The 19,853-nt window shown below is 71.5% G+C and carries 20 protein-coding genes; 6 read left to right on the top strand and 14 right to left on the bottom strand.

From position 1 onward, the window contains the following. Positions 1-97: 97 nt before the first annotated feature. A complete protein-coding gene (locus tag ACFY3C_RS42760; protein WP_390774752.1) occupies positions 98-604 on the bottom strand; it encodes a CGNR zinc finger domain-containing protein in 507 nt (168 codons plus the stop codon). 115 nt (positions 605-719) lie between these two features. On the opposite strand from ACFY3C_RS42760, the gene ACFY3C_RS42765 reads away from it, so the two are divergent. Continuing rightward, a complete protein-coding gene (locus tag ACFY3C_RS42765; RefSeq protein ID WP_386581482.1) occupies positions 720-1,076 on the top strand; it encodes a VOC family protein in 357 nt (118 codons plus the stop codon). A gap of 12 nt (positions 1,077-1,088) precedes the next feature. On the opposite strand, the gene ACFY3C_RS42770 is transcribed toward ACFY3C_RS42765, so the two are convergent. Beyond that, positions 1,089-2,195 carry a dipeptidase gene (locus tag ACFY3C_RS42770; protein ID WP_390774753.1) on the bottom strand — a complete coding sequence of 369 codons (1,107 nt, stop codon included), beginning with the start codon at positions 2,193-2,195 and terminating at the stop codon, positions 1,089-1,091. Between the two features lie 215 nt (positions 2,196-2,410). On the opposite strand from ACFY3C_RS42770, the gene ACFY3C_RS42775 reads away from it, so the two are divergent. Continuing rightward, positions 2,411-2,872, top strand: coding sequence for a hypothetical protein (locus ACFY3C_RS42775; RefSeq protein ID WP_390774754.1), 462 nt, complete (start codon positions 2,411-2,413; stop codon positions 2,870-2,872). Here the strand turns inward: ACFY3C_RS42775 and ACFY3C_RS42780 are convergent. The 3 genes from ACFY3C_RS42780 to ACFY3C_RS42790 are packed head-to-tail and all read right to left on the bottom strand — an operon-like array spanning position 2,821 to position 5,689. After that, entirely contained in the window at positions 2,821-3,999 is a 1,179-nt protein-coding gene (locus ACFY3C_RS42780; RefSeq protein WP_390774755.1) for a dipeptidase, read from the bottom strand. The genes ACFY3C_RS42775 and ACFY3C_RS42780 overlap by 52 nt on opposite strands. Before the next feature lie 5 nt (positions 4,000-4,004). Further along, entirely contained in the window at positions 4,005-4,529 is a 525-nt protein-coding gene (gene purE, locus ACFY3C_RS42785; protein ID WP_386581487.1) for a 5-(carboxyamino)imidazole ribonucleotide mutase, read from the bottom strand. Further along, positions 4,526-5,689, bottom strand: a complete 1,164-nt coding sequence (locus ACFY3C_RS42790; RefSeq protein ID WP_390774756.1) for a 5-(carboxyamino)imidazole ribonucleotide synthase — start codon at positions 5,687-5,689, stop codon at positions 4,526-4,528. The genes purE and ACFY3C_RS42790 overlap by 4 nt, the downstream gene beginning before the upstream one ends. Before the next feature lie 183 nt (positions 5,690-5,872). Here ACFY3C_RS42790 and ACFY3C_RS42795 point away from each other — a divergent pair, with 183 nt between their 5' ends. After that, positions 5,873-6,376: a GtrA family protein gene (locus ACFY3C_RS42795; protein WP_386581491.1), complete on the top strand. Its 504-nt coding sequence runs from the start codon at positions 5,873-5,875 to the stop codon at positions 6,374-6,376. A gap of 33 nt (positions 6,377-6,409) precedes the next feature. Here ACFY3C_RS42795 and ACFY3C_RS42800 read toward each other — a convergent pair whose 3' ends face one another. After that, positions 6,410-7,684 (bottom strand): ATP-binding protein, encoded by a 1,275-nt coding sequence (locus ACFY3C_RS42800; protein WP_386573144.1) that lies wholly within the window; start codon positions 7,682-7,684, stop codon positions 6,410-6,412. 41 nt (positions 7,685-7,725) lie between these two features. Further along, positions 7,726-8,403, bottom strand: a complete 678-nt coding sequence (locus tag ACFY3C_RS42805; protein WP_020940464.1) for a response regulator transcription factor — start codon at positions 8,401-8,403, stop codon at positions 7,726-7,728. 493 nt (positions 8,404-8,896) lie between these two features. Here ACFY3C_RS42805 and ACFY3C_RS42810 point away from each other — a divergent pair, with 493 nt between their 5' ends. Continuing rightward, positions 8,897-10,402, top strand: coding sequence for a peptide MFS transporter (locus ACFY3C_RS42810; RefSeq protein ID WP_390774757.1), 1,506 nt, complete (start codon positions 8,897-8,899; stop codon positions 10,400-10,402). A 70-nt stretch (positions 10,403-10,472) separates the two neighbouring features. Here the strand turns inward: ACFY3C_RS42810 and ACFY3C_RS42815 are convergent, their stop codons facing one another. From ACFY3C_RS42815 to ACFY3C_RS42840, 6 genes are all read right to left on the bottom strand, one after another. Further along, a complete protein-coding gene (locus tag ACFY3C_RS42815; protein WP_386573146.1) occupies positions 10,473-11,735 on the bottom strand; it encodes a hypothetical protein in 1,263 nt (420 codons plus the stop codon). A gap of 2 nt (positions 11,736-11,737) precedes the next feature. After that, on the bottom strand, positions 11,738-12,811 hold the full coding sequence (locus ACFY3C_RS42820) for a hypothetical protein (protein WP_390774758.1): 1,074 nt from the start codon (positions 12,809-12,811) through the stop codon (positions 11,738-11,740). Next, positions 12,808-13,653: a hypothetical protein gene (locus tag ACFY3C_RS42825; RefSeq protein WP_390774759.1), complete on the bottom strand. Its 846-nt coding sequence runs from the start codon at positions 13,651-13,653 to the stop codon at positions 12,808-12,810. The genes ACFY3C_RS42820 and ACFY3C_RS42825 overlap by 4 nt, the downstream gene beginning before the upstream one ends. A 48-nt stretch (positions 13,654-13,701) precedes the next feature. Beyond that, entirely contained in the window at positions 13,702-14,388 is a 687-nt protein-coding gene (locus tag ACFY3C_RS42830) for an LPXTG cell wall anchor domain-containing protein (protein WP_390774760.1), read from the bottom strand. Positions 14,389-14,567: 179 nt separating this feature from the next. Next, positions 14,568-15,140: an ATP-binding protein gene (locus ACFY3C_RS42835; RefSeq protein ID WP_390774761.1), complete on the bottom strand. Its 573-nt coding sequence runs from the start codon at positions 15,138-15,140 to the stop codon at positions 14,568-14,570. A 231-nt stretch (positions 15,141-15,371) separates the two neighbouring features. Then, positions 15,372-15,749, bottom strand: a complete 378-nt coding sequence (locus tag ACFY3C_RS42840; protein WP_386573152.1) for an STAS domain-containing protein — start codon at positions 15,747-15,749, stop codon at positions 15,372-15,374. A gap of 249 nt (positions 15,750-15,998) precedes the next feature. Between ACFY3C_RS42840 and ACFY3C_RS42845 the strand changes: the two genes are divergently transcribed. Both ACFY3C_RS42845 and ACFY3C_RS42850 read left to right on the top strand, forming a co-directional pair. Further along, a complete protein-coding gene (locus ACFY3C_RS42845) occupies positions 15,999-16,904 on the top strand; it encodes an RNA polymerase sigma factor SigF (protein ID WP_390774762.1) in 906 nt (301 codons plus the stop codon). Between the two features lie 181 nt (positions 16,905-17,085). Beyond that, on the top strand, positions 17,086-18,633 hold the full coding sequence (locus tag ACFY3C_RS42850) for a ricin-type beta-trefoil lectin domain protein (RefSeq protein ID WP_390774763.1): 1,548 nt from the start codon (positions 17,086-17,088) through the stop codon (positions 18,631-18,633). A gap of 21 nt (positions 18,634-18,654) precedes the next feature. Here ACFY3C_RS42850 and hutI read toward each other — a convergent pair whose 3' ends face one another. Next, on the bottom strand, positions 18,655-19,830 hold the full coding sequence (hutI, locus tag ACFY3C_RS42855) for an imidazolonepropionase (RefSeq protein ID WP_386573155.1): 1,176 nt from the start codon (positions 19,828-19,830) through the stop codon (positions 18,655-18,657). Between the last annotated feature and the right edge of the window lie 23 nt (positions 19,831-19,853).

A 19,853-nucleotide genomic window follows, 5' to 3' on the forward strand; every position in this document is an offset into this window, starting at 1 on the left:
GAGGACGCCGGTTCGGCCGAGGCTCAGTCGGCCGAACCGGCGTCTTCCCGCATTCTGCACCACCGGACACATACATGGCCGATGAACTCCCTGTGGTTCACGCCTCCTTCGCGCGGTAGCGGCGCATCTTCGCGCGCGCCCCGCACACCTGCATCGAGCACCAGCGGCCCCGTCCGGCGGGGCTGCGGTCGTAGTACGCCCAGTGGCAGGTCTCGGCCTCGCACGCCTTGAGACGGGTCCAGGTGCCCGCGACCAGCGCCTCGGCCACGGCGGCGGCGACGCGGGAGAGCAGTGGGCCGGTGTCGGCCGGGGCGAGGCTCGCGGAGCCGTCGTGGTCGTCCACGGCGACATACAGGGGGGCGTGTGCCAGCAGCTCGCCGAGCGGGGTGACCTCGCGGTGCGGCGGATGGCCGGCGTGGGCGAGCAGCGCGGCCCGCAGCGACTCGCGCAGCGCGCGGGCCTGCGGCAGCTCGTCCTCGGTGAGTCCGAGGCGCGCCCGTCCGTCCACCGTGTCGAGCGAGTCGGCGCCCGACTCGATGTCCAGCGTGTTCACCAGGGACTCGACCAGGGTCAGGCCTCCGGGCGCGGGCGATCTCTCACTCATGACTGCAAGTTACCTCCCGAATGCGGTTGCGGCGTTACCGCCGATGCGGGAGCATCAGGTAACGCGTTACCGGTTACATGCTTTTAAAGGTAACTCCGACTTCGAGGAGGAAGTCATGGCACTCGCCAAGCTGGGTGTGGTCGTCCTGGACTGTCCCGACCCCCGTGCGCTGGCCGGCTTCTACGCCGGGGTGCTGGGCGGCACGGTGGAGGGCGAGGGCGACTGGGTCGATCTGAACGTGCCGGGCGGTCAGGCGCTGGCCTTCCAGCGCGCGCCCGGGTTCGTGCCGCCGAAGTGGCCCGCGGCCGACGCCTCCCAGCAGCTCCATCTGGACCTGGTGGTGGAGGACCTGGACGCGGCCGAGAAGGGCGTGCTGGAGCTGGGCGCGAAGCCGCTGGCCGCGCAGGGCGGCAGCAGCTTCCGGGTCTACGCGGACCCGGCCGGACATCCCTTCTGCCTCTGCGCCTGCTGAGCGGGCCAGGCCCTAGCCGTCCAGCTCGGCGATCCGGGCGTTGGACGGCTCCCGGCGGTGCTGTGCGGCGCGGGCCATGAAGTCCGCGCTGCGGAGCACCCGCTGGACGTTTCCCCAGGTCAGCAGGGACAGCTCGGACTCGGACCAGCCGCGGCGCAGCAGCTCGGCGATCAGGTGGGGATAGCGGGAGGCGTCGGCCAGGTCGTGGGGATGGGCGGCGCCGGAGTCGTAGGTGCCGGACAGGCCGACGCACTCGGGGCCGGCGACCGCGCGGACGTGGTCGAGGTGGTCGGCGACGTCCCGGACGGTCGGGCCGGTCTGCTCGGCGGTCAGCGGCACCATGCACAGGCCGCCCGCGGCGCCCAGCTCGGCGAGCAGGTCGTCGGGCAGGTTGGCCGGGTGCGGGCGCAGCGCGCGGGCGGCGGAGCGGGTGCACAGCACCGGGGTCTTGGAGAGCGCGGTGGCCCGGCTGACGGTGGCGTCGGAGGCGCCGGAGAGGTCGGCCAGGACGCCGAGGCGGTTCATCTCGCGGATGACCTCCTCGCCGAACCGGGTGAGCCCCGCGTCGCTCGCCCAGGCGGTGCCGGTCAGGGTGAGGACGCGCAGGCCGAGGGCGTGCAGGACGCGCAGGATGCCCAGGGAGTCGTCGAGCGCGGGCGCCCCGGCCGGGCCCAGCACGACGGCGGCCCGGCCGCAGTTGCGGGCGTCGATGATCTGCCCGGCGGTGCGCACCAGGCGCAGTCCCTCCGGATGGGAGTCGATCACCGAGTGGACGAGGTCCAGCTGCTCCAGGGTGGCGCCCAAGGCGCGGTCCCCGGCCAGGCCCTCGGGCAGGTGCAGCGACCAGAACAGGACGCCCACATGGCCCTCGCGCATCCGCGGTACGTCGGTGTCGACGGCCAGCTCGCCCAGCTCCAGGTCGTACCAGGGCAGATGGCGCAGGGCCCAGGGCAGTCCGCTGTAGCCGTCGGCGACGGGGTGGTCGACGAGCAGGGAGTGCGCCCGCCGCAGCGTCTCGTCGGCCGGGGCGTACGCCTCCTCGGGGAACGGGTCGTCCGGCAGGCCGTGGTCCCCGCCGACCTCGGTCGTGGCGGGCCTGTCGTCCTGGAGGTCGGCCATGGCGGGCTCCGTACGTCGTCGAGAGCTACGTCGGTCGTGAGCTACGTCTGATGCGGCTGGCGTACCGCCACGGTCGCACGGGGCGCGGGGATCCTTCCTGGTGAGTGGGGCGTTCGGGGGTACGGCCGGTCACGCGTCGCCGGCCGCCCGGATCACCTCGTCGAGGGTCTCCCAATGGGGGTCCCCCGCTCGAGCGAAACCGAGAGTGGGGGAGGGTGGGCGTCCGGATCTCTCCCGGCTCCACCGTCAACGGCGTCCTGGAGGACGACACCGACGGCCTCTACGCCGCCCTCACGGCCCGCCTGAAGGAACTGGACCTCGCCTATCTGCACCTGGTGCGCCCCGCCCCGGAGGCCGGCTGGTACCGGCGGATCCGCGCAAACTGGCCCGGCACCCTGATCGGCAACCCGGACCTGAGCGACCTCACCACCGAGGCCGTCATCCGGGAGAGCGCGCGGATGCTGGCCGCCGGGACCGACCTGGTGGCGCTCGGCCGGCCGTTCCTCGCCAACCCGGACCTGGTCACGCGCCTGCGCCTGGGCGCGCCGCTCAACCCGGTCCGGGACCGGTACCTGATGTACGTGGGCGGGGCGGACGGCTACACCGACTACCCCACCCTCGACGCTCAGCCGTCCAGCGACTCGATGGTCGCGTTGGACGGGCCGCGCGTGGCCTGAACGTCACGGGCCACGTCCTCCGCCGCGCCCAGCACCCGCACCGCGTTCTGCCAGGTCAGCTTGGCCAGGTCGGCCCGGGACCAGCCGCGGTCGAGCAGCTCGGCGATCAGGTTCGGGTAACCGGAGACGTCGCTGAGGCCGTCCGGGGTGAAGGCGGTGCCGTCGTAGTCGCCGCCGATTCCGAGGTGGTCGATGCCCGCCACCTCGCGCATGTGGTCGAGGTGGTCCGCGACCGTGGACACCGTGGCGACCGGGCGCGGGTGCCGCTCCTCGAAGGCGCGGTGGATCTTCATCGCCTCGGGGGTGGTGTCGAGGTGATGGAAGCCGTTCGCGCGCATGTTCTCGTCGGCCGCGACCGTCCAGTCGACCGCCGCCTGGAGCACGAACTTCGGCACGAAGGTCACCATCGCCATGCCGCCGTTGCCGGGCAGCCGCTCCAGGACGTCGTCCGGGATGTTGCGCGGGTGGTCGCAGACGGCGCGGGCGGAGGAGTGCGAGAAGATCACCGGCGCGGACGAGGCGTCCAGCGCGTCCCGCATGGTCGTGGCCGCCACATGGGAGAGGTCCACGAGCATGCCGAGCCGGTTCATCTCGCGGACGACCTCGCGGCCGAAGGCGGACAGGCCGCCCACGTTCGGTGCGTCGGTCGCCGAGTCCGCCCAGGCCACGTTGTCGTTGTGGGTGAGCGTCAGGTAGCGCACGCCGAGCGCGTACAGGCTGCGGAGCGTGCCCAGGGAGTTCCCGATGGAGTGGCCGCCCTCGGCGCCCATCAGGGAGGCGATACGGCCGTCCGCGCGGGCCGCCTCCATGTCGGCCGCCGTCAGGGCCGGGGCCAGCTGCGCGGGGTAGCGGGCCAGCATCTGCCGGACGCCGTCGATCTGCTCCAGCGTCGCCGGGACCGCGTCCGGCTGGTCGGAGGGGACGTACACCGACCAGTACTGGGCACCGACCCCGCCCTCGCGCAGCCGCGGCAGGTCGGTGTGCAGGCTCGCGCTCTGGGAGGCGGCGAGGTCGAGGGCGTCGAGGTCGTAGCGGACCTGCTTGCGCAGCGCGTACGGCAGGTCGTTGTGCCCGTCGACGACGGGGAACTCGCGCAGCAGTGCGCGGGCGTCGTCCAGCGAGGTCACGGGCGTCACTTCCCGAAGCCGAAGCCGCTCGCGGCGCCCTCGACCTTGGTGCGCAGCCGCTTGCCCTTCTCGGTGGCCTGGTCGTTCAGGTCCTGCTGGAAGTCGCGCATCTTCTGCAGCAGGTCCTCGTCGTGCGCGGCGAGGATGCGGGCCGCGAGCAGACCGGCGTTGCGGGCGCCGGCAACGGAGACGGTGGCGACCGGGACGCCGGCCGGCATCTGCACGATGGACAGCAGGGAGTCCATGCCGTCGAGGTACTTCAGCGGCACGGGCACGCCGATGACCGGCAGCGGGGTGACCGAGGCGAGCATGCCCGGCAGGTGGGCGGCGCCGCCGGCACCGGCGATGATCACCTTCAGGCCGCGGTCGGCGGCCTGCTCGCCGTACGTGATCATCTCGCGCGGCATGCGGTGCGCGGAGACGACGTCGACCTCGTACGCGATCTCGAACTCGTCCAGGGCCTTGGCAGCGGCCTCCATGACGGGCCAGTCGGAGTCCGACCCCATGACGATGCCAACAACGGGGCTCATTCGGTGATCGTGCCTCTCAGATAGCCGGCTGCGTGACGGGCGCGCTCCAGCACGTCGTCCAGGTCGTCGCCGTAGGTGTTGACGTGTCCGACCTTGCGGCCGGGCTTCACGTCCTTGCCATACATGTGGATCTTGAGCTTGGGGTCGCGGGCCATGCAGTGCAAGTACGCGGAGTACATGTCCGGGTAGTCGCCGCCGAGGACGTTCGCCATGACCGTCCACCTGGCGCGCGGGCGCGGGTCGCCCAGCGGGAGGTCGAGCACGGCACGCACGTGGTTGGCGAACTGGGAGGTGATCGCGCCGTCCTGGGTCCAGTGGCCCGAGTTGTGCGGACGCATCGCCAGTTCGTTGACGAGTATGCGGCCGTCGCGGGTCTGGAACAGCTCGACGGCGAGGTGGCCGACGACGCCGAGTTCCTTGGCGATGCGCAGCGCCAGCTCCTCGGCCTGGAGGGCCAGCTCCTCGTCCAGGTCGGGCGCGGGCGCGATCACGGTGTCGCAGACGCCGTCGACCTGCTGCGACTCGACCACCGGGTAGGCGACGGCCTGGCCGTGCGGGGAGCGCACGACGTTGGCGGCCAGCTCGCGGACGAAGTCGACCTTCTCCTCGGCGAGGACCGGGACGCCCGCCTTGAACGGTTCGGCGGCCTCCTCGACGGAGTCGACGACCCACACGCCCTTGCCGTCGTAGCCGCCGCGGACGGTCTTGAGGACGACCGGGAAGCCGTCTGTGCCGGTTCCCTCCCGCCCGCCCAGCTCCGTCGCGAATGCGGCCACGTCCTGCGGATCGCTCACGATGCGGTGCCGTGGGCACGGCACGCCGATCGCGTCGAGCCTCGCGCGCATCACGCCCTTGTCCTGGGCGTGCACGAGCGCGTCGAGGCCCGGGCGGATGACGATGCCGTCCGCCTCCAGGGCCTGCAGATGCTCGGTGGGTACATGTTCGTGATCGAAGGTGATCACATCGCAACCGCGCGCGAACTCACGCAGCGTGTCCAGGTCGCGATAGTCGCCGATGACGACATCACTGACGACCTGCGCCGCAGAATCCTGAGGGGTGTCACTGAGAAGCTTGAACCTGATGCCCAACGGGATGCCCGCTTCGTGCGTCATACGCGCGAGCTGCCCCCCGCCGACCATGCCGACTACCGGGAACGTCACACCCCTAGGGTATCGGCCACGCCGACCGGGACCGGATTACGTCCCTCACACCCCCTCTTACCCTGGGCTTTCCCGGCTCTTTCCGACCCGTTCCCAAGCTGTGGCCTGGTCCGGGGGCGGCGGACAGGTCGCCTGGATAGCATGACTGGGTTGACGAAACCTACCGACGGGAGCTGCACAGCCATGGAACCTCGTTCCTCGGGGCTGCAACGGCTCGTACGCGAGGTGGCCAAGTTCGGCGCTGTCGGAGGCGCCGGCGTCCTTGTCAATCTCGGCGTGTTCAACCTGGTCCGGCACTTCTCCGACCTGCCGGTGGTGCGCGCCAGCATCATCGCGACCGTCGTCGCGATCGCCTTCAACTACGTCGGCTTCCGTTACTGGACGTACCGGGACCGCGACAAGAGCGGCCGCACCAAGGAACTCACGCTGTTCCTGATGTTCAGCGCGATCGGCCTGGTGATCGAGAACGGCGTGCTCTTCCTCGCGACGTACGGCTTCGGCTGGGACAGCCCGCTGCAGAGCAACGTCTTCAAGTTCCTCGGCATCGGCGTCGCCACCCTGTTCCGGTTCTGGTCGTACCGCACCTGGGTGTTCCGCACGATGCCCGCCCGCGAGACCGTGGCGCGTGCGGAATCGATCCTGGAGCAGGAGTCGAGAAAGCCCGCACCCCAGCAGCGCGTCCCGTAGTTGCCCGCCAGGACCTAGTGCGCCGGCAGGGCACTAGCGGACCGTCGGCTGGTCCTCGTCCGCCGGCTTGCGGGCCGGGGGCGTGCGGGACAGGAACAGGCCGAAGACCGGTGGCTGGGACTGGAGCAGCTCCAGGCGTCCGCCGTCGGCCTCCGCGAGGTCGCGGGCGACGGCCAGCCCGATCCCCGTCGAGTTGCGCCCGCTGATCGTGCGCTCGAAGATCCGGGCGCCCAGGTCGCCGGGGACGCCCGGTCCCTCGTCGGTGACCTCGACCACGGCCTGGTTGCCGGTGACCCGGGTACGCAGGGCGACCGTGCCGCCACCGTGCATCAGCGAGTTCTCGATCAGCGCGGCCAGCACCTGCGCGACCGCGCCGGGCGTGCCGACGGCCCGCAGATGCCGCTTTCCGGAGCTGACGATGGCCCGGCCCACGCTGCGGTAGGCGGGCCGCCACTCGGCGAGCTGCTGCTGGATGACCTCGTCCAGGTCGAAGGAGACGGCGGAGCCGGTGCGCGGGTCGCGCGAGTTGGTCAGCAGCCGCTCCACCACGTCCGTCAGCCGCTCCACCTGCCCCAGCGCGATCGTCGCCTCCTCCTTCACCGTGTCCGGGTCGTCGGTGAGGGTGATCTCCTCGAGCCGCATGGACAGCGCGGTCAGGGGCGTGCGCAGCTGGTGGGAGGCGTCGGCGGCGAGGCGCCGCTCCGCGGTCAGCATCCGGCCGATGCGCTCGGCCGAGGAGTCGAGCACGTCGGCGACCCGGTCCAGCTCGGGGACGCCGTAGCGCTTGTGCCGCGGGCGCGGATCGCCCGAGCCGAGGCGTTCGGCGGTCTCGGCGAGGTCGGTCAGCGGGGAGGCGAGCCGGTTGGCCTGGCGTACGGCGAGCAGGACGGCGGCGACCACCGCCAGCAGCGCCACCAGGCCGATGATCAGCAGGGTCCGGCCGACCTCGCGGGTCACCGCGGAGCGGGGCTCCTCGACGGTGACGATCTCGCCCTCCTCGCCCCTTTGCGTGGAGCGGATGACCTCGCCCTCGGGCTTGGTGCCGATCTCGATCGCCGGCCGGCCCGGGACCCGGATCTCGGCGTACTGCTCCTTGCTGACCGGGTTGCGCAGGACGTCGGCGTTGACGTTCTCCGCCGCGAGGATGCGGCTGTCCACGATGCTGGCCAGCCGCACCGCCTCGGACTCCACCCGCTCCTGGGCGCTGTTGCTGATCGTCCGCGTCTCGACGATGACGAGGGACACGCCGAAGACCGCGATCACCACGAGGACTACGGCGAGGGTGGACTGGATGAGACGTCGACGCATGTTCCGTTACCTGAAGGGACTACCGGACCCCGGTGCGGGGTTCAGCTCTTCTCGAAGCGGAAGCCCACGCCGCGCACCGTCGCGATGTACCGGGGGTTCGCCGCGTCGTCGCCCAGCTTCTTGCGCAGCCAGGAGATGTGCATGTCGAGCGTCTTGGTGGACGACCACCACGTGGTGTCCCAGACCTCGCGCATCAGCTGGTCGCGGGTCACGACCCGGCCGGCGTCCCGCACCAGCACCCGCAGCAGGTCGAACTCCTTCGCCGTCAGCTGGAGTTCCTCGTCGCCCATCCACGCGCGGTGCGACTCGACGTCGATCCGCACGCCGTGCGTGGCCGGCGGCTGCTGCGGCTCCGCGGCGCCGCGGCGCAGCAGGGCCCGTACCCGGGCGAGCAGTTCGGCGAGCCGGAAGGGCTTGGTCACGTAGTCGTCGGCGCCCGCGTCCAGACCGACGACGGTGTCCACCTCGTCGGCCCGCGCGGTCAGGATGAGGATCGGCACGGTGTGGCCGTCGGCGCGCAGCCGGCGGGCGACCTCCAGGCCGTCCATGCCGGGCAGGCCGAGGTCCAGTACGACCAGATCGACGCCGCCCTGCATTCCGGCGTCGAGCGCGGTGGGGCCGTCCTCGCGCACCTCGACCTCGTAACCTTCCCGGCGCAGGGCGCGGGCCAGCGGCTCCGAGATGGACGCGTCGTCCTCGGCGAGCAGTACACGGGTCATGAGGTGATGGTAGACCGCCCGCGCGCAGTGCTGGGGTGTGATCGGTTCCGGGAGTTCTTACCTTGCCGGTCCCCTGGTACGAACCATTGCCCGAGAGGTGCGATCGTAGATAACGCCTTCGAAACAGGTTGCACGGTTCCCTCGACACCTGTGATCCGCGTCTCAAGTCCTTCCATATCCGGCACTGTCCTGCCGTATGGTGACCCCTGAACGCCTGTAGCACACCGGGGACCTTTGGCGGGAATGACGCTGAAGGTCTCTTTTGTGTGCGGGCTGATGAAGATCAGCCTTGAAAGGAATGACCTCTGGCCGGGCTCCGGACGCAGTGACGCGTCCAGGGCGTGGATCCCGGTGGTCGCCGTCCGCCGCTCCGTGATCCGGAGCGGACTCCCCCTGGGCGTGGGGGTGGACGACCGACCCCGCCGGTGCCGGCCGCACCCCCACCGGGCGCGCAACGCTCCAGCTGCCGCGTCCCGACCAGCAAGGAACGACCATGGCGTCCAGCCTGACGAAGGACTCGGTCCACCCGGGCACCCCCGGTTCCGAGAAGACCTTCTTCGGCCACCCCCGCGGACTGGCCACTCTCTTCATGACCGAGATGTGGGAGCGATTCTCCTACTACGGCATGAGGGCCCTGCTCCCGCTGTACCTGCTGGCCCCGAACGGCCTGCACCTGAGCCCGGGCACGACGACCGCGATCTACTCGGTGTACGTGTCGCTCGTGTACCTGCTGGCCCTGCCCGGCGGCTGGGTCGCCGACCGCTTCCTCGGCCCCCGCAAGACGGTCGCGTTCGCGGGCCTGATCATCATGCTCGGCCACCTGTGCCTGGCACTGCCGGCCAGCGTCAGCTTCTTCGTCGGCCTCGGCCTCGTCGCCATCGGCTCGGGTCTGCTGAAGGCCAACATCTCCACGATGGTCGGCCACCTGTACAAGGGTCCGGACGACCCGCGCCGTGACGGTGGCTTCACCATCTTCTACATCGGCATCAACGCGGGCGCGTTCGCCGCTCCGCTGGTCATCGGCACCGTCGGTGAGAACGTCAACTGGCACCTCGGCTTCGCGCTGGCCGCGCTCGGCATGGCGCTGGGTCTGGCCCAGTACCTGCTCGGCGGCCGCCACCTGAGCGCGAAGAGCAATGTCGTCCCGACGCCGATGTCCGGCGAGGAGAAGGCCGTCACGCTGCGCAAGGGCCTGATCTGGCTGGCGATCGCCGTCGTCTTCTACGGCGTCGTGGGCTTCACCGGTCACTTCACCCTGAACTGGGCGCTGATTCCGCTCACGCTCATCGGTCTGATCGTGCCGATCATCGTCATCTCCCGCATCCTCCGGGACAAGGACATCGACCGGGCCGAGCGTTCGAAGGTGTCGGCCTACATCTGGTTCTTCGTGGCCGCCGCCATCTTCTGGATGATCTACGACCAGGGTGGTTCGACCCTCTCGCTCTTCGCCGAGGGCAAGGCCGAGAACACCATCTTCGGCTGGGAGTTCCCGGTCTCCTGGTACCAGTCGGTCAACCCGGTCATGATCATGGCCCTGGCGCCCGTCTTCGCCTGGCTGTGGCTGTGGCTGAACCGGCGCGGCAAGGAGCCGAGCACGATCGTGAAGTTCGCCTCCGGCCTGGTGCTGATCGGTGCGTCGTTCTTCCTCTTCCTCGCCCCGCTGTCGATCGCCGAGGGCGGTCACAAGGCCGCGGCGATGTGGCTGGTCGCGATCTACTTCGTCCAGACGGTCGGTGAGCTGACGCTGTCTCCGGTGGGTCTGTCCGTCACGACGAAGATGGCGCCGAAGAAGTACGCCTCGCAGATGATGGGCGTCTGGTTCCTCGCGGTCACCGCGGGCGACTCGCTCACCGCGCTGCTGTCCAACCCGGCCGTCGGCGGGGTGAACCTCGACAAGACGGGCTTCGTCACCCTGGAGGCCGTGCTCGCCGTGGTCGCCGGTGTCGCGGTGTGGATGTACCGCAAGAAGGTCAACAAGCTCATGGGCGACGTCCACTGACGTAGCCCAGGCTCTGAGGAGGGCCACCGCATCCCTGACGGTGCGGTGGCCCTCTTCCGTTGTCCGGGAACTAGCGCGTCCTGCGCTTCGGCATGAACGTGAACACCGCGGCGCCCAGCAGGATCGCCGTGCCCGCCACCAGGCCGAGGGCCTTGAGGGCGCCGTGGTCACCGGAGCCGGTCTCGGCGAGGCCGCCCGCACCGCTGCTGCCGGCGCCGCCGGTGGACGACGAACCTCCGGAGGCCGACGTGCCGCCCGAGGCGCCGCCCGGCTGCTGGGCGGTGTCCAGGGTGAGGGAGACCAGCGACTTCTCCGGCGTACAGGTCGTCGTCGTGCCCAGGGCCTTGATGGTGAGGACGCCCGGCGCCAGCGTCGAGGTGCCGCTCGCGCCCGGCTTGTAGGTGCCGGTGAGGTCCGGGATCTCGATCGGGTCGCCGGACTTGATGGGCTGCGCGTTCGTCGGCCCCTCCACATGCACGGTGCCCTTGTCCGCGCCGCCCAGCACCACCTCCATCGACGGCTTCACGGAGTCCTTCGGGATGTCGGCGGGGCTGTTCATCACCGACTTCTTGAACTGCACCGTGAGGGCGTAGTCACCGCCGTTCTTCTTGGCGTTGATCTGCACCGGCGAGGTCGCGTTCTTGTCGCCGATCGGCGTCTTGCAGGCGTAGGGGACCTGGACCTCCTTGCCCGGGAAGTCGGTCTGGCCCGTGCCGCCGGTCGGGGTCGCGCTCTTCGTCGGCGTGGCCGACTGCGTCGGCGGCGAGCTGGACGTGCCGCCGCCGCCCGGCGTCACCTGGATCGTCGCCGCCTTCTGCACGGTCTCCTTCGGCGTGCACTTGGTGTCCGTCGACATCGCGTTGACCGTGTACGCGTCCGGCGTCAGCGTCACCTCGCCGGCCGTCGTCAGCTTCAGGGTGCCCTTCATGTCGGACAGCACCATGTCGCCGCCCTTGGGGATCGCCGGGTTCTCCCGCGGGCCCTGCATGGCGATGTCGGCGGTCTGCGCACCGGCCGCCTTGAGCACCCCGGACGGCTGCACCGAGTTGGCGGGCAGGTCGATGATGTCCGGGTTCTTGGAGGCGGCCTGGACGAACTTCCACACGATGTCGACCGTGTCGCCCACCTTGGCCGTGGCCGGCGCGGTGATCTCGACCTTCGTGGTGCCGTCGACCGGGTCGATGCCCGCGGGCGGCACGCAGTGGGTGGCGAACGACACCTCGGCCGCCTGCGCGGGCGTGGCCGCCACGCCCAGCAGCACGCCCGCCGAGCAGAGCACCAGTGCGGCGCCGGCGGCGCCCGTCCTGCGGGCCGGTGTGACTCTCCTTCGCATGCTCACTTGGGTCCCTTCGTGGTGGGAGTCGTAGGACTCGTCGGGCTGTCGTCGTGCGGTGCGGAGAGCCGGCCGGCCGGGCCGCCCGGAGCGGAGTCCGGGGTGAACCACGGCAGGGTCGGAGTCGGTTCGGGCCCGGGCCCGGGGGTGCGGGAGCGGGGCAGTCGCAGCGCCGGGCGGGTGAGCTTCCGGTGGCGGACGCCGCCCGGCCGGCGCGGCCGTACCCGGTCCACGACGGCCATCCCGACGCGGAAGAGCGCGGCCGGGACGACCAGGCAGAGCAGGATCCAGAACAGCGTCACGCCCCAGGGGCGGCCCACGCCCCACGGCTGCTCGGCCAGGACCTTGCCGTCGTACCGGAGGGAGACGGTGTAGTCGCCGTGCGCCCCGGCCGACAGTTCGACGGGCAGCTTGATCTGCGCCTTCTTCCCGGGTGCGAGGGTGCCGCGCCACTGCTGCTCGTCCCACTGGGGCGCGAAGACGCCGTGCGCGGTGCCGATGCGGAAGACCGGGTTCTTGATCTCGGTGGAGCCGATGTTGCCCGCGGTGAAGACGAGGGTGCGGCTCGGCGGCGCCCCGAACCAGGTGAGCACGCCGCTGGAGCCGGTCAGCCGGGTGTCGGAGAGGATCGACAGTCGGCCGCCGGAGGGCTCGGCGGGCAGCGGGGCGACGGGATGCCCGGCGACCTGGAGCACGGCGTCCGCCTCGGCCTTCGCACCGGTCACCGTGGCGACGTGCACCACGCAGGGGCACGGCACGGGCGGCTCGGCGACCGGCAGCTTCCTGGCGAAGGACCCGCCGGCGTCGGTGGTCACGGCCCGGCCGTCGCCGTTGGCGCAGGAGTTGGTGCCACCGATCACGCCCCGGGACGGGGTGGACCGGCCGCAGATCAGCATCATGAGCAGCGTGTGCGGCCGCCAGCCGCTCCCGCTGACGGTGACCGAACCGCCCGTGCCCGCCTGGGAGGTGGACAGCTTGACGACGGGCCCGTCCGCCGCGGCCACGGGGACGGAGAGCGGCAGCAGGAGCAGTGCGAGCACCACCGCCAGCACGGGGATCCGGGCCTTGCCGCTCACGTCACCGCTCCCGTCAACTCGACGTCCATATCCGCGTGTTCGTCGTCCTCGGCGGTACTCCTACGACGCCTGCCGCGCCGTACGGCCACGAGTGCGGCCGCCGCCCCCACCGCCCCGAGGACCCCGGTCACCGCACCCCAGGGCACGAACCGGGCCGAGGTGTGCGTGGTGTCGTGGGCGCCGCCCGCCGCCGTGACCGTCAGCCGTACGTCGACGTCGTCCAGCGCGGGCCGGTCGGGCCACGGCTCGCTGAGGGTGCGGCGGGAGGTCGGGGGCAGCTGGACCGGCAGGGTGCGCGCGGGGCGGTCCAGGACCGGGCCGAAAAGGCCGTCCGCGTGGACCGCGAGTTTCGGTACGAGGGTGGTCGTACCGCGGTTGACCAGCTCGTACGTGATCCGGTCGCCGTGCACCGCCACATGTTCGACGGTCAGCGCGGACAGGGCCGGGCCACCCACGCGCAGCCGGAGCGCGACGGCCGCCGTACGGCCGTCCGCGTCCCGGGCGGTGATGGTGCCGGAGCGGTCGCCGGGTGCGGCGCCGGTCGGCACGGTCACCGTGAACGGCACCTCGGCGCGGGTGCGCGCCGGGACGCGCAGCCCGGTCCGGGCGAACGCGATCCGCACGCCGGTGCCGCGCAGTTGGACGGTGAGCGGCTTTTGGCCGCGGTTGGTCACGGACACCGTGTCCTGCAGGACCGTTCCGGGGGCGCCCTCGGCATAGAAGGAGGGGCGTCCGGCGCCGGCGGGCGCGAGGGACCAGGCTGCCGCGGCTTCCGCGTGCGGTGCGGAGACCGGCAGCAGGAACAGGGCGAGGCCGAGGACACGGGCGGCGGCGGACGGCATGGGCGGCTCCAGCGGTCGGAGGCTGCGGTTTTGCGGCGTACGGCTGGTTCAGCGGCGCGTGGCCGGGTTCCGCCGGGTCAGCCACAACGCGCCCGCCGCGCCCGCGAGGAGAACCGTTCCGCCGAGGGTGCCGAGGGCGACGGCGGAGTCCTCGGGGCCGGTCTGCGGAAGTTGCCCGCCGGAGCCGCCCGACGACGAGGACGAGGACGAGGAGGACGATCCGCCGGCCGCCGTCACGTCCAGCGTCAGGGACGGCTTGGGGCTGTTGGTGGGGGTGCAGGTGGTCGTCGTACCGAGCGCCTTGATGGTGAGCGTGCCCGCCGTGAAGGTGACCTTGCCGGTCTTCTCCGGTGTGTAGGTGCCGCTCAAGTCGCTGATCTTGATGGGGGTGTTGGCGGGTATCGCGGCCGCGTTGGCCGGTCCGGTGACGGGGATGGTGCCGCTGGCGGCGCCGCCGAGGTTGATGGTGGCGCTCGGCTTCATCGCGCCCTTGCCCAGCTCGACCGGGCTGGAGGAGACACCCTTCTGCCAGGACATGGTGATCTTGTAGCCGTTGCCGCTCTTGACGCCCTTGATGTCGATGGGCGAGACGGCGCTCTTGTCGCCGATCGGCGTCTTGCAGTGGTAGTTGACGTCCACGACGTCGGCGTGGGCCGCCGGCGCGGCCAGCAGCACCGCCGAGCCGGCCAGGGCCGCGGCGGACACGAGCGCGGCGGTTCGTTGCGGGTACGACACGGTCGGTCCACCCCATTCATTCCTGACGGCATATCAGATTCGGCCGTCAAGGTACGCCGGGGGCCTTGAGGAGGGAAGACGCAGCACACGCCGGAGTTGTGTCGATCCGGCGCGTGCGAAAGGGGGTTCGAGTGGAGACGGAGACTCAGGTGACCGGGTCCGGCCGGCCACCCGAACACTCAGACAGGGGCGCCCAGTTCTGCCCAAACGGTTTTGCCCGAGCGGCCCGGCGTGCGGACGACGCCCCAGTCCAGGCAGAGCCGCTGCACGATGAACATGCCGTGGCCGCCGGGGCGTCCGGCGCGGTGCGGGGTGCGGGGGGCCGGCTGGCCGGCGCCGCGGTCGGTCACCTCCACCCGGATCACCTTGTCGTCGCGGGCGAGGAGCAGTTCCTCCGGGCCCTCGGCGTGCAGGCAGGCGTTGGTGACCAGTTCGGACACGACGAGCAGGACGTCCTCGGCGGCGGCCCGCCGGTCGGCGGAGGCGGCGGGCAGCCAGCCCCACGCGTAGAGCGCCTGGCGGGCGAAGTCGCGGGCGAGCGGGACGACCCCGCTCTCACCGTCCAGGCGCAGCCTGCGGATCTGCCGCCCCGGGGTCTCCCGCGGGGTTTCCCGCACGCCTTCGGACGACACGGACGGCGCGGCTGCCCCCGTGGACGCGCCGTCCTCCGGCGCACCCCCCTCGGACGCCCCGGAAGCGCCGCTCGGCTCCGGGCCGCGGTCGCCCGGCGAGTAAGGCCGGGTGGTGCTCATCAGCGCTTCACCTCACCGATTCACCAGTACACGATTCAAAAGCACACGACTCAATAGCTCATACGTCACGCCGGGGGCCGTTTCGCCGGTTCCCCGGGCGGTCCGCCCCCCCAACGGCCGACGCGTTCAGCATTCTCCTGCCCGGCGGATCCGGGAGAACACCCCCGCCCTGGGCATGACGCGCGCCACGCCGGGCCACGGCCCCACAAGGGGACGGCCGGGGCGCGGGTCTCAGTCGGCCTCGCCGGCCAGCGCCGCCTCCAGGGAGTCATGGACAGTGAAGACCGCCCCCGCTCCCGTGATCTCGAACACCCGGGCGACCGCCGGGAGCATCCCGGCCAGGTGCACTCCGCCACCGGCGGCCTCCGACTTCAGCCGGGCTCCGAGCAATACGTTCAGGCCGGTGGAGTCACAGAACTCCAGCCGTGAGCAGTCCACCACGAGGCGTGAGAATCCTTTGCCCAGGAGGTCGTCGAACGGCTCGCGCAGAAGATCGGCGGTGTGGTGATCGAGCTCACCGGCCGGTGTCACTACGGCACTGGAGCCCACTTCGCGCACCTCCACCAGTAGCCGGCCCGACTGTGCGCTGCCGACCATCCCGTGGTCCATGCCGTCTCTCTCCCGAGGTCGTGGCTGCTACTGACGCCCTCGAACACTACGCCTTCCTCACACTCTCCGACACCCGAACAACCTCACATAGTAGGACAGATCACTACAGAACGTACTTGCGATCGACTTGCCGAAGCAGGTAGGGCTAGTAGGGACACACATCCCTACACGCCGGCTTCGGAGGCGCCGCACACCGCAGTGCACGTATTGGCTTCGGCAGCCATATGCCGAGAACGACGGAGGACACCCATGTCACCCCGGCTCGACGAATCGCCTACCCGTAACGCGACGTCGACACCCCCACGGGAACAACTGGATCACCCCCTCGATCCCGTCGACACCCATGACCCCCTCGCGGGGCTCCCGGAGATCCCGCCCTTCGACGAGGTCGACCCCGTCGACGCGCGGGCCCTGTCCAAGAACCTCTTCGAGCGGCTGGCGTCGCTGGAGGAAGGCACGCACGAGTACGCGTACGTCCGCAACACGCTCGTCGAACTGAACCTCGCGCTCGTCAAGTTCGCGGCCTCCCGCTTCCGCTCCCGCAGCGAACCGATGGAGGACATCGTCCAGGTCGGCACCATCGGCCTGATCAAGGCGATCGACCGCTTCGAACTCACTCGCGGTGTGGAGTTCCCCACCTTCGCGATGCCGACCATCATCGGCGAGATCAAGCGCTTCTTCCGCGACACCTCGTGGTCCGTGCGCGTACCGCGCCGGCTGCAGGAACTGCGCCTGGACCTGGCCAAGGCCGGGGACGAACTGGCCCAGAAGCTGGACCGCGCCCCCACGGTCGGGGAACTCGCCGAGCGGCTCGGCCTGTCCAATGACGAGGTCGTCGAGGGCATGGCCGCCTCGAACGCCTACACCGCCTCCTCCCTGGACGCCCAGCCCGAGGAGGACGACTCCGAGGGCGCGCTCGCGGACCGCATCGGATACGAGGACCACGGACTCGCAGGCATCGAGTACGTCGAGTCGTTGAAGCCCCTGATCGCCGAACTCCCGCCCCGGGACCGGAAGATCCTCTCCCTGCGCTTCGTCGCGGGCATGACCCAGTCGGAGATCGGCGAGGAACTGGGCATCTCCCAGATGCACGTCTCCCGCCTGCTGTCGCGGACCCTGGTGCGGCTGCGCAGGGGCCTGACCCTGGAGGAGTGACCCTCCGTCACCCGTGGGAAGCGGCTCGGCCGACGGCGCCGGGCCGCTTCGCCGTGTTCGAGCACCCGAACCGTTATGTGGTTACCCCGGGAAACGTCTTTTCCGAACCGCACCCCTCCACCACGATGGGCCCCCACAACTGACTGGTACGTCAAAGGCCTCGGGGGACGGAGTGTGCGGGATGGCTCAGGGCGGCGACCGGGCCGAAGCGGGTGCGGAACACGCGGCCGCACCGGACGCGCGGCTGACGGAACTGCTGCGCGCCCCCACCCCGACGGCTTACCCGGCACTGCAGGAGTTGCGCCGCCGGCACCACCCGGCGGTGCTCGCCTACGCCCGGCTGTGCACCGCGAGCGAGTCCGCCGCACGCCGGCTGGCGGCGGAGGCCATCACCACGGCGGCCCGTGAGACGGCCCGCGGCCGGGAACCGAGCGTCCCGCTGCGCCACCAACTCCTGCTGCTCACCGCGCAACTGGCCGCCGGCTGGGCGGCCGACGAACGCTCCGCGGGCGTGGACCCGGCCCTGCTCCTGGTCCTGAACTCCAGCGGCCTGCCCGACGGCCCGACCCCTCCCCTCCTCCCGGCGTTCCAGACGCTCCCGTCCCGCACCCAGGGCCTGATCTGGTACGGCGTCCTCGAAGCGGAGCCCGTGGAGCGCACCGCGGCCTTCCTCGGTCTGAGCCGCGCGGACGTGGCCCACTGCACCCAGCCGGCCCTCAAGTCCCTGGCCGAGGCGTGCCTGAGACACCGTCTGGCCGCCTCCGACGACCCGCGCTGCGCCGACTTCCGCCGGCTGATCGAGGAGGCGGTACGGCAGGACGGGCCCCGCCGCAGCCCCGACCTGGACGCCCACCGGGCCCACTGCCCTTACTGCTCGGCCGCGTTCGAGGATCTGACCGCATTGCGGGACACTCCGAGGCAGACCCTGGCGGAGGGCCTGCTGCCGTGGAACGGAACGGCGTACATCCGCCCCGACGAGCCCGTTCTCGCCCCCGAACCGCCTGCCGCCCAGGGGAGTTGGCCGCCCCAGCGCCGCTACCTGCTGGCCTCGGCGGCCCTGGGCGTGTCCCTGCTCCCGCTGCTGGTGTTCCTGCTGTCCTCACCGGACGACTCCGGCCGGCAGCCGGTGGCCGCGACGCCCACACCCCCACCGGTGACGGTGACGGCGACGGTCTCACTGACCCCGTCGCCCTCGCCGAGCCCGACCCGCACCACCAAGTCCCCGTCCCCGTCCCCGTCCCCGAAGCGGTCCTCGCACCGGCCGACCCCGTCGCCACGCCCCAGCCGCACCCCGAGTCCGTCCCCCAGGCCCTCGTTCTCGCCCCCGGGCAGCACCTACGCCCAGGTGGTGAACCGCGGCACGGGCCGCTGCCTCGACATCCGCGACGGCGATCTCTCCCAGGGCAACGACGTCATCACGGCCCGCTGCTCCGACTCCCCCACCCAGCGCTGGCGCCTGGACACCTACCTGGGGGTCCTCCGTTCGGCCGCCGACTCCGACTTCTGCCTGGACAGCCGCGGCTCGACCGACCGCGGCGTGGGCATCTGGGGCTGCGACTCGGTCTACGGCTCCAACGGCCAGAACCTCCGCTTCACCGTCGACCCCGACGGCACGATCCGCCCGGCGATCGCCATCGAGACGGCGGTGACGCCGGAGGACTGGGGCGGGGTGGGGCTGGATCCGCTGTACGGGGGTCCGGAGCAGCGGTGGCGGGCGGGGGCCGCCTGAACACGACCCCCGCCCGCACCCTCACACGACCCGCTCGCCCCTGCGCCAGACCCCGCTGACCAGCGGCACACCCGGCCGGTACGCCAGGTGGACGTGGCTCGGGGCGTCCAGGAGCGTCAGGTCCGCGTACGCGCCCGGGGTGAGCCGGCCGATGTCCGTGCGGCGCAGGGCCGCGGCACCGCCCGCGGTGGCCGACCAGACCGCCTCGTCGGGGGTCATCCGCATGTCCCGGACGGCCAGGGCGATGCAGAAGGGCACGGACGAGGTGAAGGACGAGCCCGGGTTGCAGTCCGTGGAGAGGGCGACCGTCACGCCCGCGTCCAGGAGGCGGCGGGCGTTCGGCCACTCGGCGCGGGTGGAGAACTCGGCGCCGGGCAGCAGCGTGGCGACCGTGTCGCCGTTCGCGAGGGCGTCGACGTCCGCGTCCGTGAGGTGGGTGCAGTGGTCGGCGCTCGCCGCGTCCAGTTCGACGGCCAGCTGGACGCCGGGGCCGTAGGAGAGCTGGTTGGCGTGGACGCGGGGGTGCAGGCCCTTGGCCTTGCCCGCGGTCAGGATCGTGCGGGCCTGGTCGCCGTCGAAGGCGCCCTTCTCGCAGAAGACGTCGATCCAGCGGGCGTGGGGCGCGCAGGCGTCCAGCATCTCGCCGGTGACGAGGGCGACGTAGGCCGCCGGGTCGTCGGCGTAGTCCGGGGAGACGATGTGGGCGCCGAGGTACGTCACCTCATCGGTGTGCCGGGCCGCGATGGCGAGGGCGCGGGACTCGTCCTCGACCGTGAGGCCGTAGCCCGACTTCGTCTCGAAGGTGGTGGTGCCCTGGCGGAGCGCCTCGTCCAGGTAGCGGGTGAGGTTCGCCTCCAGTTCCGCGTCGGTCGCGGCGCGGGTGGCCGCGACCGTGGTGCGGATGCCGCCCGCGGTGTAGGAGCGGCCGGACATGCGGGCGTTGAACTCCTGCGTGCGGTCGCCGGCGAAGACCAGGTGCGAGTGGGAGTCCACGAAGCCCGGCAGCACCGCCCGGCCGCCCGCGTCGACCCGGTTGTCAGTGGCGGGTGCTTTGCTGGATTCACCGGTCCACGCGACGCGGTCGCCGTCGACGACGACGGCCGCGTCCTGGACCAGACCGAGGGGGGAGCCGTCACCGAGGGAGGGGTCGTTGGTGACCAGCGTGGCGATGTTGGTGATGACGGTGCTGCTGCTCATGGTGTCCTCAGGGGTGGCCGGTC

Source organism: Streptomyces sp. NPDC001410 (assembly GCF_042895235.1).
Lineage (GTDB): Bacteria > Actinomycetota > Actinomycetes > Streptomycetales > Streptomycetaceae > Streptomyces.

Coding starts and splice junctions, on each gene's coding strand:
- ACFY3C_RS42760 (WP_390774752.1), bottom strand. CDS start 604: ATGAGTGAGAGATCGCCCGCGCCCGGAGGCCTGACCCTGGTCGAGTCC.
- ACFY3C_RS42765 (WP_386581482.1), top strand. CDS start 720: ATGGCACTCGCCAAGCTGGGTGTGGTCGTCCTGGACTGTCCCGACCCC.
- ACFY3C_RS42770 (WP_390774753.1), bottom strand. CDS start 2,195: ATGGCCGACCTCCAGGACGACAGGCCCGCCACGACCGAGGTCGGCGGG.
- purE (WP_386581487.1), bottom strand. CDS start 4,529: ATGAGCCCCGTTGTTGGCATCGTCATGGGGTCGGACTCCGACTGGCCC.
- ACFY3C_RS42795 (WP_386581491.1), top strand. CDS start 5,873: ATGGAACCTCGTTCCTCGGGGCTGCAACGGCTCGTACGCGAGGTGGCC.
- ACFY3C_RS42800 (WP_386573144.1), bottom strand. CDS start 7,684: ATGCGTCGACGTCTCATCCAGTCCACCCTCGCCGTAGTCCTCGTGGTG.
- ACFY3C_RS42805 (WP_020940464.1), bottom strand. CDS start 8,403: ATGACCCGTGTACTGCTCGCCGAGGACGACGCGTCCATCTCGGAGCCG.
- ACFY3C_RS42810 (WP_390774757.1), top strand. CDS start 8,897: ATGGCGTCCAGCCTGACGAAGGACTCGGTCCACCCGGGCACCCCCGGT.
- ACFY3C_RS42815 (WP_386573146.1), bottom strand. CDS start 11,735: ATGCGAAGGAGAGTCACACCGGCCCGCAGGACGGGCGCCGCCGGCGCC.
- ACFY3C_RS42825 (WP_390774759.1), bottom strand. CDS start 13,653: ATGCCGTCCGCCGCCGCCCGTGTCCTCGGCCTCGCCCTGTTCCTGCTG.
- ACFY3C_RS42835 (WP_390774761.1), bottom strand. CDS start 15,140: ATGAGCACCACCCGGCCTTACTCGCCGGGCGACCGCGGCCCGGAGCCG.
- ACFY3C_RS42840 (WP_386573152.1), bottom strand. CDS start 15,749: ATGGACCACGGGATGGTCGGCAGCGCACAGTCGGGCCGGCTACTGGTG.
- ACFY3C_RS42845 (WP_390774762.1), top strand. CDS start 15,999: ATGTCACCCCGGCTCGACGAATCGCCTACCCGTAACGCGACGTCGACA.
- ACFY3C_RS42850 (WP_390774763.1), top strand. CDS start 17,086: ATGGCTCAGGGCGGCGACCGGGCCGAAGCGGGTGCGGAACACGCGGCC.
- hutI (WP_386573155.1), bottom strand. CDS start 19,830: ATGAGCAGCAGCACCGTCATCACCAACATCGCCACGCTGGTCACCAAC.